Consider the following 12,398-nt stretch of genomic DNA (forward strand, 5'->3'; position numbering starts at 1 on the left):
GGTGACCACTGGCACGCCACGGCTGAACTGTATAAATAAACCCTCGTCGTATCTCATCATACGACTTGCCCCTGGCCTCGTGGTCAGGGGCTTTTTTCATTTAATGCCGCGCGTTAAAGCGAAGCTGTCCTTCAAGCTCTTCCTCCGCTTCATCGAAGAGTAATATCAGCGCGCCGAAACGTCTGCGCAGCTTATCGGGCAGATGGATAAACTCAATCTCCAGCGGTAGCGGCAGCATGCTGCCGGTGACCACGTCCCACAGCGTATCCAGATTGGTCACGCTTTCCCGTTCAAGATCAAACGCCCGGATAAATTCCCGATAAAAGTCTTCCTGACTGTCGATTTCGTCAAAATCAAAAGTATAGGTTTTCATTGCCAGCCACCCAGTCCAGGCGGGCGGCAGATGCCGCCCAGTCTATTATAATCCCCCGATATGCAGGGTTTTAACTTCCAGATACTCTTCCAGCCCCAGCACGGATCCCTCACGTCCAAGACCGGACTCTTTTACGCCGCCGAAAGGCCCCAGCTCGGTGGAAACGGCGCACTCGTTAATGCCAATCATCCCGCTCTCGATGGCCTGTGAAACGCGGAAAACCCGAGAAAGGTTCTGGGTGTAGAAGTAAGCTGCCAGCCCGTAAGGCGTGTTATTCGCACGCTGGATGACTTCATCTTCCGAGGTGAAGCGGAAACACGCCGCAACCGGACCAAACGTCTCTTCTTCTGCCAGCTTCATGCCTTCGTGACAGTCGCCCAGCACGGTTGGCATCCAGAAATTACCGCCCAGCGGATGGGGTTTGCCGCCCGCCAGCACGGTCGCCCCTCGTGTGACAGCATCTTCAACATGCTCACGGACCTTGTCGACCGCGGCGGATTCAATCAGCGGCCCGACGACGACGCCGTCCTCAAGGCCATTCCCCACTTTAAGGGCATTAACCGCATCTGCGAGCTTATTCACAAACTTGTCGTAGACGGTTTCCTGAATGTAGAAGCGGTTCACGCTGACGCAGACCTGCCCGGCATTGCGGAATTTATTGGCAATTGCGCCTTTTACCGCAGCCTCGATGTCGGCATCCTCAAAGACGATATACGGCGCATTTCCCCCCAGCTCCATCGAGACTTTTTTCATGGTTTCTGCGGCGTTGCGCACCAGCGTTTTGCCGACGGAGGTCGAACCGGTAAAGGAGATTTTACGCACGTCGTGGCTGGCCATGATCGCATCGCTGATTTCATGGGTATTTCCGGCCACCGCATTGAGCACACCGTCGGGCACGCCCGCCTGTTTTGCCAGCGTCAGCAGCGCAAAGGCGCTGAGCGGCGTGTTATTGGCCGGTTTGATGACACCGGTACACCCGGCTGCCAGCGCCGGGCCTAGCTTGCGGGTGAGCATCGCCATCGGGAAGTTCCACGGCGTGATGGCCGCGACAACTCCGATGGGTTCACGGGTCGCCAGAATGCGCGAGCCGGGCTTGATTGGCGGAATAATTTCACCGTTCGCGCGCTTGGCCTCTTCGGCGAACCACTGGATAAAGCTGGCGGCATACTCCACTTCCCCTTCCGCCTCTTTCAGGGGCTTGCCCTGCTCGGTGGTCATTAACCGCCCGAGCCAGCTTTTATTTTCAATAATCAGTTCGTACCAGCGGTACAGAATCGCCGAACGCTCTTTCGCGGTTTTGGCACGCCATGCCGGGAAGGCTTTGGTGGCCGCTGCGATCGCTTCTTCGGTTTGCGCTTTACCCGCTTTCGCAACTTTAGCGATGACCTCACCGGTCGCGGGGTTCAGCACATCAAACGTTGTGTTCAGCGTTTTCCAGATGCCGTCGACCAGATAGCCGGTCTGAAAAAGAGTGTTGTCCTGAAGCGCCTGAGTCGTCATGTGTCCTCCCTTCCTGAATGTAAGTACGTGCTGGAATAAGTATAGCCACAAAAAAACCGGCGCTTTTGGCGTCGGTTTTTTACTTCAGTCAGTTATCCGTGAGGGCATTCTGGTAGCGATGCAGCATAAACACCAGCCGCCCTACCGGCTCGGTCACCTGTGGAGGCGCTTGCCAGTGCTTGAGCTTTTCCTGATAAATATCCAGTTCTTCAAGCAGTTGGGTAAAGTAACGACGGCGTTTGTCGTCACTGCTGGCGGAAAGCACATGGTCGGCGGTACGACGCAGCTGACGGTGGAAGGCCGAGAGATCGTCGTTGATCGGCACCGGCGCGTTGCGCAGACGCTGGTGCGCGATGATCATGGTTAACGCCAGGCGGAACTTCGCTATGTCGCCCGGGAACTTGTTCAGCAGTAAAAACAGCTGCTGGTAGAGCGCGGGCAGGTGGTTCTCTTTACGACGCGCGGTATTGGTAGTCATCGACGACACGGCAGCCGATACAAACTGGTTCAGCAATACGCGCCCCGTCCGCGCCTGCGAGTTATCCCGAACCAGCAGAATCACCATCATCGCCAGGAAGCAGCCCACCAGCTGACCCAGCGCGCTGTCGAGGAACTGGCTGAAGTGGAAGGTCATCGGGTTATCCAGCACGATGATGTTAATCGTACTCGCCAGCGCCCCCAGCGATCCCAGGCGGCGCTTTTGCACTTCAATGCCGATAAAGAACGCCATCACCGCCAGGCTAATACAGAGCAGCAGCATGCTCTGCTGCGTCGACGGTATGATGACCAGGAAATAGAGCGCGCCTATCGGCAGCGCGGCGATGGTGCCGTAGAGGAAATCAATGGCGACCATGCGCGGGTTAGGCAGACGCATCGCCAGTGCGGTCACGACGGCAATCATCACCATCGCGCCGCTGCCGGACGTCCAGCCCGTCCACAGCCAGAACAGCGTGCCGAGCATACAGGCAAGCGTGGTACGCCAGAAGTTGACCATCGCGTGATGGCGCTCGGCAGACTCCGCCTTGATCACCACTTCGCCCTGGAGCACCTCTTCTTCCGCCGCACTGATTTTGGTGTTACCGATCACGCCGCGCTTAAGCAGCAGATAGCGCGTTGCGGCCCCAACCCAGGTGTAGATCGTCACCGGCGTCTCGCGCTCCCCGGTCCAGGCAATCACCCGGCGCATGCGCTTAAGCTGCTTATGCACGTCCTGTACGGTCTCTACCGGCTCGGCAAACAGTTCGCGGAACGTATCGGTGACCGATTCCGGGCGGGTGTTCTGGATAAGATAGGTTTCGCACGCCTGGGTAATCAGCGTTAAGGAGACGGTATTCAGGGCTTTAAGGCGACGATTCGCCCGCGCCCAGCGAGACGACTCCATATTGAGGTTGCTGCGCATCCCTTCCAGCGCCTGCGTACGACGAACCAGCCCGCTCCAGGCTTTATCCACCTCTTCGCTGTCGCCGTGTTTAATGCACAGCTGCATCAGCTGGTACTGGGCAACGATCAGCGCGTCCAGCTCGCGATCCACCTCTTGCTTGATCGAGCGCGGGGAGAAAAGCAGGTCGGCCACGATCGCGCAGACAATACCAATCACAATCTCGCTGCAGCGCTCCACGGCAAACTGCGGCGCGAGCAGCGGTTCGCTTTGGATGGTGATGACAATGATCAACGCGGTATAGCCCGCCAGCCCCCAGGCGTAGGAGTTCTCCACTTTTACCAGAGAAGAGACCCAGGTGCAGAAGCCCGCCCAGATGCAGCACACCATTAGCATCAGCAGCGGCGTGCGGATCATCAGAATAATAATGGTCAGCGCCGCGAAACAGCCGATAAACGTCCCGATGATACGTAGCATCCCGCGATAGCGGATCGCACCAGAGTAGGGTTCTCCACCCGCGGCGAAGGCAGGGCCCGCCGCGACAATCGCGGCGGTCAGCACCGCCCAGCGAGGGGTTTCAAGCTGGAAGTGGAAGCCAACGAACAGCGCCAGCACGATGGCGCACGCCAGCTTCACGGCGAAGCGAATGTGCTGGCTGGCGATGGAAAAGATACCCATGGCGATTAACCAAACTCACGCAGGCGATGGGCAATTTTACGGAAGAGGGAGTCCTGGCTGGCATCCCGATCTTTTTCTCCGGTGATCACCACCGTCGCCGTGGTACCCGCTGGCCACAGGTTGCCCTGCTGCTCATCCAGATGAATACGTACCGGCACGCGCTGCGCCAGACGCACCCACTCCAGGTTAGAATCCACCGTCGCCATCCCTTTGGCATCGTTAGAGCTGCTGGAGTTGGTTACCCCTGCGGCGACGCTGTCGACGGTACCTTTAAAGACGCGGTTGCTGCCAAGCGGCGTGACTTCTGCGCGATAACCCGGACGAACGCCCTCCAGCTTGGTCTCTTCCATATAGGCGAGCACGTAGAAGGAGTTCTGTTTAACCAGCGCCACGGCGGTTGAGCCACGGGTGATAAACTCCCCGGCATAGACGTTCAGGTTGGTCACCCAACCATCGGCCGGCGCGCGGATCACGGTACGCTCCAGGTCGAGCTTCGCCAGATCGCGCGTTGCCTGCGCTTTCGCTAACTGGTGCAGCACGGTTTGCAGCACGTTGTTGGACTGGTCAATCTCTTCGCGGGACATGGCCTGAACGCCAAGCTGGTTACGACGGCCTGCCTCACGGCGTTTCTCTGCGGCCAGCGCCTGGTAATAGGCCACGTCTGCTTCTGCTTCCTCCAGCGCCTTCTGGTAACGAGGCTGGTCGATGGTGAACAGGACCTGATCTTTCTTCACCAGTTGGTTATCGTGAACGTTAACCGCCGTGATAAGGCCGGCCACGTCGGGGGCAATTGCCACCACATCGGCGCTAAAGCGCGCGTCACGCGTCCACGGTGATTCGGTGTAATAAACCCAGGCGCGAAAAATAGCGATGAACGCGAGGATAACCAGCGCCATGGTAATGGCGGTGCGGGAGATTTTTCTTGTTAGCGTTTTCACATCAACCTCAGACAAACATGCGCGATATCAGGTAAAACAGGCAGCAATACAGCGCGGTATTGAACAATGCAGGGTGCCAGACGAAATCGTAGATCCCAGTCGGGACCAGCACCTTGCGCACCAGCCAGAAGATCGCCAGTGATAAAAGAAGCTCGAAAAATATCGGTGGGAACGACAGACCGAACACCACGATAACGGGAAACAGACTCATGTTGACCTTGATAAGAGAGAGTGCAGGCTTCAGAATTTTTTAGCGCACGCCATCGCAGGAGAGCTAGAAACGCAGGGCGAGAATGGCGCAGCCGTTATGTAATTAATAATATATTAACGTAACTGTTATGCTGTTATCTATCATATGTGATCTAAATCACTTTTAAGCCAGAGTGAACAATGGAACGTTTAAAACGCATGTCCGTCTTCGCCAAAGTGGTTGAACTCGGCTCATTTACCGCCGCTGCGCGCCAGCTTCAGATGAGCGTCTCATCCATCAGCCAGACGGTGTCCAAACTGGAAGATGAGCTTCAGGTTAAGCTGCTCAACCGCAGCACCCGCAGCATCGGGTTGACGGAAGCCGGTAAAATTTACTATCAGGGTTGTCGCCGCATGCTGCATGAAGTGCAGGATGTTCACGAACAACTCTATGCCTTTAACAACACGCCCATCGGCACGCTGCGTATAGGGTGTTCTTCAACTATGGCACAAAATGTTCTCGCTGCCATGACGGCGGACATGCTGAAAGAGTACCCTGGGCTTACCGTCAATCTGGTGACGGGCATCCCTGCCCCAGACCTGATCGCCGATGGATTAGACGTGGTGATCCGCGTTGGCGCGTTGCAGGACTCCAGCCTGTTCTCACGTCGCCTCGGAAGCATGCCGATGGTGGTCTGTGCCTCGAAGAGCTATCTGGCGCAGTACGGTGTGCCCGAGAAACCTGCCGATCTCGCTAACCACTCCTGGCTGGAGTACAGCGTCCGCCCCGATAATGAATTTGAGCTGATTGCTCCGGAAGGGATCTCCACCAGGCTGCTGCCGGAAGGCCGGTTCGTCACCAACGATCCGATGACCATTTCGCGCTGGCTGGTGGCTGGCGCCGGGATCGCCTACGTGCCGCTGATGTGGGTGATCAATGAGATCAACAGCGGCGTGCTGGAGATCCTCTTCCCGCGCTATCAGTCCGATCCACGCCCGGTCTACGCCCTGTATACCGAGAAGGACAAGCTGCCCCTCAAAGTACAGGTGTGTATTAACTATCTGACCGACTATTTTGTCGACGTAGCAGAGCTGTTTCAGGGAATGCGCGGTAGAAGAAAGGAATAAGTAATTAATTTCTGAAATAACCGCGCCATTAATATTTCAGGATGAAGTCGGCCTTCATCCAGGAATATTCTTTAGCTTCTATCAGGAATAGCGAATTGACACTGCCGCCGCCTGCCCTTTACCTTATAAACAGTCTGGCATTCAGACTGTTATTATTTTGTTGCTGATTTGAATAATAAAATGTATTCCGCAGGATGACGTTAAACAAGGAAACGAAATGAATCTATTTGAACAAACACCGCCCTCACGCAGGCGCTACGGACTCGCCGCGTTCATTGGCTTAATTGCAGGAATTGTCTCCGCGTTTGTCAAATGGGGAGCCGAGGTACCACTCCCGCCACGCAGTCCCACCGATTTATTTACCGGCGCATGCGGCCCTGAACAATTAATAAGAGCCGCAGGCCAGATAGATTGCTCCCGCAATTTTTTAAATCCACCCTATGTTTTTTTACGCGACTGGCTGGGCATAGTTGATCCTAACGCAGCAGTTTATACCTTTGCCGGACATATATTTAACTGGGTCGGCGTAACGCATATTATTTTCTCAATCGTCTTCGCGGTTGGGTATTGTGTCGTTGCTGAAGTCTTCCCGAAAATTAAACTCTGGCAGGGTTTGCTGGCGGGTGCATTGGCACAGCTTTTTGTTCACATGCTCTCCTTCCCGCTGATGGGGCTGACGCCACCGCTGTTTGATCTGCCCTGGTATGAACACGTGTCAGAGATCGTGGGTCATCTGGTCTGGTTCTGGTCGATCGAAATCATTCGACGTGACTTGCGTAACCGCATTACTCACGAGCCGGATCCGGAGATCCCGCTGGGTAACTTACGTTAAAAAAATGGCGCTACATCTGTAGCGCCATTTTTTATGTTTGCTCAGGTCAGGCCGTGCCGCCCACCGTCAGATTATCCACTTTCAGCGTTGGCTGACCCACGCCAACCGGCAGGCTCTGGCCTTCTTTACCGCAAACACCCACGCCGTTATCCAGCTTCAGATCGTTACCGACCATGGAAATCTGCTGCATCGCTTCAATGCCGGAGCCAATCAGCGTCGCGCCTTTCACCGCTTTGGTCACTTTGCCCTTCTCGATCAGGTACGCTTCTGAAGTCGAGAAGACAAACTTACCGGAGGTGATATCCACCTGGCCGCCGCCAAAGTTTGGCGCAAAGATACCGTAATCCACGGATTCGATAATCTCCTGCGGCGTGGATTTGCCCGGCAGCATATAAGTGTTGGTCATGCGCGGCATCGGCAGGTGCGCGTAAGATTCACGGCGGCCGTTACCCGTTGGCGCTACGCCCATCAGGCGCGCGTTGAGTTTGTCCTGCATGTAGCCTTTCAGAACGCCGTTTTCGATCAGCACGTTGTACTGGCCGGGCGTACCTTCATCGTCGATAGAAATCGAGCCGCGGCGGTCAAGCATGGTGCCATCATCTACTACGGTGCAAAGCTCAGAGGAGACGAGCTGTCCGATCTGGCCGCTGAACACGGACGTCCCACGACGGTTAAAATCGCCTTCCAGACCGTGGCCCACCGCTTCGTGCAGCAGCACGCCCGGCCAGCCTGCGCCCAGCACCACCGGGAATGTCCCGGCCGGCGCCGCAACAGCATTAAGATTCACCAGCGCCATGCGCACGGCTTCTTTAGCCCACGCGTCAGCGCGCGCTTCGCCGTCAACATCACCCAGGAACCAGTCATAGCCGAAACGACCGCCGCCGCCGCTTGAGCCGCGCTCGCGTTTGCCGTTGTCATCGACCTGCACGCTGATGGAGAGACGCACCAGCGGACGCACATCGGCCGCCAGCGTACCGTCCGTTGCCGCCACCAGAATCAGTTCATACACACCGCTCAGGCTGGCGGAGACTTCCTGAACACGTTTGTCGGCGGCGCGGGCCACTTTGTCCACGCGGCGCAGGATGTCCAGCTTCTCTTCACGGCTCATGCTCTGCAGCGGGTCGATGCTGGTATAAAGCGCGGAGTGCTGCACTTCACCCAGGGTTTTCACGCGACCGTCGCCGGCATCGCGCACAATAGTACGCGCGGCCTGAGCGCTCTGCTCAAGCGCGGCCAGGCTAATCTGGTCGGCATAGGCAAAACCGGTTTTTTCGCCGCTGATGGCGCGCACGCCGACGCCCTGGTCAATGTTATATGAGCCATCTTTGATGATGCTGTCTTCTAAAACCCAGGATTCGTGATAGCTCGACTGGAAATAGAGATCGCCGTAGTCGAGACGGCGTTCGGTCAGTTGACCAAGAATGGAGAACAGGTCCTGATGGCTCAGGCCGTTCGCTGCGAGCAAATGTTCACTTACCAGGTTCAGACTCATCGTATTGCTACTCGTTCGTTGCCGCCCGTGGCGGTATAAAGATCGTATTTATTGAGAGTGAGGCAATTACCAGCCCACGTCAAATCATTGCTGTGCATCTTTGCGCGGCTGGCGCAGCACCTCGTTAATCTGCGGTTTATCCACCGGACCGGTAATGCGGTAGCGCAAAATGGAGACCTTGCTCCACAGCGGCCCCAGCACTTTACTGGCGGCAAACACCGCCGCACCGACAATCGGGTTAACCACAAAGGCCGCCGCCACGCCCACGCTTGCGGAAATTTCCGGCGCCACCACGGCTTCCATATCCAGCTCGCGACGCACGAGGTTGACTGAGCCTTTCATGGCGATGTCCGCTTCCAGCCCATCCACCAGCGTGTCGTCCGTGTGCAGAACGCCGTCCTTGATCCACGCCGTACTGCGGATGGAATCGTAATAGAAACCTTCGCTGAAGGTGTCGCTGAAATCGAAGCGCAGCTTGCGAAGCAGCGCATCAAAACTCAGCAGACGCAGGATCTGCCCGGCACGCCCCGTGCTCACGTCGGCGATCTCACCTTTGCCAAAGTGTGTTTTCAGAATACCGTTCAGTGACGCTTCGTCCGGTGTCCACGGCGCGGCACGCCAGTGAAGATCATAATTAACGTTAAACGAGGAGCCGCGCAGCGGCGTGCTGATGCCAAAGAAGTTGGCTGCCGCATCCAGCTTGTTGCCTTTAATGTCGCCCTTCAGAGACGTGCGCTGCTCGCCCGGGTTATTCACCCACTCTCCACCCGCCGTCATACGGCCAAAGCCGGTGTCGATCAATCCGCCGGAGAGCTTGAGCGTATTCCCCTGGATGGCAAAATCACCGTCGATACGGCCATATTTTTGCCCCCACAGCCAGCACTCCGCGCAGCGCAGCTGCAGATCGGGCCAGCCGCTAAAATCGACGCGGGTAGTATTACTCAGCGGCGATGTATTCGCCGGTTTATCTTTACTCGCGGCAGCCGGATTGTAGTAGAGATAGCGGATCGCTGCCTGCCACGGCGCGTTATTGCGCATGGTCAGCGTGCCGTTGATCTCCCGGCCCTGCGCCTCCACTTTTGAGCCGTTAGCGGTTGGCTGGGAGACAATGCTCAGATTGTTCCACTGCTGTCCGCCCAGCATCAGCGACGGCGTGCGTACGGTAATGGTCTGCGGGAACTGGGCGGCCTCATCAACGTTTTGCCCAACGCCTTTCTGGAACAGCGCCAGCCACTCCGCGCCGTCCATCGGCGGGAGATTCAGCTCAACGCCCGCATGCTCAGGCAACGGCGGCGTGGTTTTGCTGTCCGTCGTCCAGATGGCTTTGTCGAGAGTAAGCTTGCGGTTAAGCAGCCAGCGGCTGTTAAAGTGGTTTGTTCCGCCCGCGCTTCCGGTCAGCGCGAAGCTGTCCAGATTGCCATCCACGTTAAGCTTCACCGGCAGCGGCTGTCCGGCCTGTTTATCCAGCGGCGCAGGCAGTTGGCTTTGAAGATTCTTCAGGTCACCCGTAATGTCGACCTTATAGTGTGCACCTGCGTGATAAGGCAGGTCGATTGCCACTTTGCCCTGCCAGGCGACCGCGCCCGCTACTGACGCCTCAATCGGCTTCGGCAGGACGTCCATACGCGACGGCTGCCAGTTGCCGTCCAGATTAACGGCCACCTGATAAGCCTTTTGCCCCTCGGCTGTTGAGAAGTCGATATTCACCGGCTGATTAAACCAGCTGGCGGTCAGCGGTTCGCTTTTCAAATTACCGTTCACAAAGCTGAACTGTCCGCTGAGGTCTTTCAGGGTGCTATCAAGCGGTTTAATGTACAGGCTGTTGTTCTTCAGACGGACGTCACCTTTGGCGGTGGTCATTTCACCGTCCAGCGGGATATCCAGATGTAAGCGAGCATTCACATCGCCATCGAGCTGGAGCTGCTGAAGGGTCGCCGCCAGCGACTCTTTGAGTGGCGTCTCCTCAAAGTACGGCCCCACCGCTTTCCCCGGGCCGTTGATGTCGGCATCAATCAGCAGCTTCTCTTTTGAGTAGTCCGGGATGTTGGCCGTCAGGTTGCTGGCCGTTACGCCTCCCAGCGCAACGCTGTCCGCCTTCATCCATAATCCGTCGTTGAGGAAGTTAAGCTCGATATCCAGGTTTTTCAGCGCGGGCCAGCCCGGCTGGAACGCGAAGGTGGCGTCGTGCAGCGGCACCAGCACCTGGAACTGCCCCTCATTATGTTTGTACGGGAAAAGATGCGGGTTACCGCCGTAGACCAGCGTGGCGTTTTCCGCCTGACCGCCCTGAATTGCGCCGCTCAGATAGTCGACCAGCGCTTTACCCATCAGATTTTCCGGGAAATAGCGCCAGGCCTGAGAACCGTCATCGGTACTGATCCCGGCCAGAATGCCCAGCCACGGTTCGTCACCCTGCGGCTGTAAATAGCGGAAGTCACCCCGCGCGTGTACCGCTTTGGCTTTGACGTCGATATGGCGACCATCAAGCTGGAAGCCCTTATCGTTACGGAGCCAGTTAAGCACCGCGCTGCCCTGCTCAATTTCCAGCGGCGCGCGGAAGACCGTCTCGTAAGGCATTTTAGCGTTGTGCATATCGGCCGTCAGCCTGCCGTTCTCCACGCTGCCTTCCAGCTTGCCGCTGAAATGCTCCGCGCCCGGCAGCATCTTCCACTGCTTCCAGGCAAGATCTTTCCATGTTGCCTGGAAACGAGTTTTTTCCGTCGCCTGAAGCGGGATATCCAGCGCCAGAGAATCAATTTTTCCGCTCGGCTGCGTTGCCAGCCAGATCTCGCCCAGGTCCGGAGAGAGCTTTGCCGCCATGGAGCGCAGGCCTTCAATGGCCGCCAGATCCAGGTTACTGGCACGAATGCGCAGCTCATCGCTGCGTTTACTTGCCGCGCCGCCCACGTCCTGCTCCGGCATCCAGGCCAGCGTCAACGCACCGCGCGGCCACGGCTTGCCGTCCATCGTGATGCGCGTATCCGGGATGGCGAATTGCCAGCCCTCTTTTTCCTGTGTCACGTGCGCGGTGAGGTTATCGACGGAAAGCTGATGCTGCTGTCTTTCACCCTTCCAGCTCGCGCCCCCTTGCTTCAGCCAGATATCGCCGCTGGCAAATTTCCCTTTCGTCAGGGTCATCCAGCCCTCAAGGCTGAAACGGGCGGTTTCCAGCTGCATGTTTTGCTGCAGCCAGTCGCCGAGCCAGGGCTTTACATCCACATCGTCGGCCTGCAGCCAGACTTTGCCGTTGTTTAACAGGCCGTCATCGTCACGCAAGTCCATACGCACCTGCATGACGCCGTGCTGGCCGTTCAGGCTGGAAAGATTGACCTGCCCCTCGGCGCGGTGTCGATCCTTGCCGTTAAGCCAGGTCAGCTGCGGGATCGCCAATTCGGCGCGCTGGCCAGAAAGGGTAATAAAGCTCACTTCGCTGTCGCGCAGATCGAAATGATCGAACTGGCGGAGGAAGAGATCGCTGAAGCGGTTGGCTTCCAGGCCCTGATTGTTATCACCGCCCGTCAGCGGCGTATTGGTCAGAAACTGGAGTTGATAAAAGGTGAGATCGCGAAACTGCCAGCGCAGATGCAGCAGGCTTTGCCAGACGTCCAGCGCCAGGGTTACGCGTTTGATTTTGAGATGACCGCCATCTTTCAGGCTGGCGTTGATGTCACGGACATCCAGCGTCGGGCCAAAATTCTGCCAGCTGGCGCTAACCTGGCTTACGTCGACCGGCACGCCGGTGGTAGATTCGATTTTCGCCAGCAGCTGCGGACGCCAGCTGTCCAGATGCGGTAAAACGAGGCGTAGCCCGCTCACGAGCAACGCGACAATCACGACCAGCGTTGCCCCTGTAAGCACTAAAATCCCCGGCAATCGCCTCACGCATCTCT

At 57.1% G+C, this 12,398-nt stretch carries 9 protein-coding genes; 2 read left to right on the top strand and 7 right to left on the bottom strand.

What is annotated here, in order from left to right; all coding sequences use genetic code 11:
* Positions 1-100 precede the first annotated feature (100 nt).
* From IM284_RS18565 to aaeX, 5 genes are all read right to left on the bottom strand, one after another.
* A complete protein-coding gene (locus tag IM284_RS18565) occupies positions 101-373 on the bottom strand; it encodes a barstar family protein (RefSeq protein ID WP_028014596.1) in 273 nt (90 codons plus the stop codon).
* 45 nt (positions 374-418) lie between these two features.
* Positions 419-1,873: an NAD-dependent succinate-semialdehyde dehydrogenase gene (locus tag IM284_RS18570; protein ID WP_047367038.1), complete on the bottom strand. Its 1,455-nt coding sequence runs from the start codon at positions 1,871-1,873 to the stop codon at positions 419-421.
* 88 nt (positions 1,874-1,961) lie between these two features.
* Complete coding sequence (aaeB, locus tag IM284_RS18575) at positions 1,962-3,929, bottom strand: p-hydroxybenzoic acid efflux pump subunit AaeB (RefSeq protein WP_047367037.1); 1,968 nt, start codon at positions 3,927-3,929, stop codon at positions 1,962-1,964.
* Between the two features lie 5 nt (positions 3,930-3,934).
* The gene (gene aaeA / locus IM284_RS18580; protein WP_028014599.1) at positions 3,935-4,867 is read right to left on the bottom strand and encodes a p-hydroxybenzoic acid efflux pump subunit AaeA; all 933 of its coding nucleotides are present in this window, start codon (positions 4,865-4,867) and stop codon (positions 3,935-3,937) included.
* A gap of 7 nt (positions 4,868-4,874) precedes the next feature.
* Complete coding sequence (gene aaeX / locus IM284_RS18585; RefSeq protein ID WP_003860416.1) at positions 4,875-5,078, bottom strand: p-hydroxybenzoic acid efflux pump operon protein AaeX; 204 nt, start codon at positions 5,076-5,078, stop codon at positions 4,875-4,877.
* A gap of 179 nt (positions 5,079-5,257) precedes the next feature.
* Between aaeX and aaeR the strand changes: the two genes are divergently transcribed.
* Together aaeR and IM284_RS18595 are read left to right on the top strand one after the other, a co-directional pair.
* The gene (gene aaeR, locus IM284_RS18590; protein ID WP_028014600.1) at positions 5,258-6,184 is read left to right on the top strand and encodes an HTH-type transcriptional activator AaeR; all 927 of its coding nucleotides are present in this window, start codon (positions 5,258-5,260) and stop codon (positions 6,182-6,184) included.
* A 217-nt stretch (positions 6,185-6,401) separates the two neighbouring features.
* On the top strand, positions 6,402-7,016 hold the full coding sequence (locus IM284_RS18595; protein WP_047367036.1) for a YagU family protein: 615 nt from the start codon (positions 6,402-6,404) through the stop codon (positions 7,014-7,016).
* A 46-nt stretch (positions 7,017-7,062) separates the two neighbouring features.
* On the opposite strand, the gene tldD is transcribed toward IM284_RS18595, so the two are convergent.
* Both tldD and yhdP read right to left on the bottom strand, forming a co-directional pair.
* The gene (gene tldD / locus IM284_RS18600) at positions 7,063-8,508 is read right to left on the bottom strand and encodes a metalloprotease TldD (protein WP_028014602.1); all 1,446 of its coding nucleotides are present in this window, start codon (positions 8,506-8,508) and stop codon (positions 7,063-7,065) included.
* A gap of 84 nt (positions 8,509-8,592) precedes the next feature.
* Positions 8,593-12,390, bottom strand: a complete 3,798-nt coding sequence (gene yhdP, locus IM284_RS18605; RefSeq protein ID WP_047367035.1) for an AsmA2 domain-containing protein YhdP — start codon at positions 12,388-12,390, stop codon at positions 8,593-8,595.
* Positions 12,391-12,398: the final 8 nt, after the last annotated feature.

Source organism: Enterobacter cloacae complex sp. P12RS (assembly GCF_014895875.1).
Lineage (GTDB): Bacteria > Pseudomonadota > Gammaproteobacteria > Enterobacterales > Enterobacteriaceae > Enterobacter > Enterobacter bugandensis.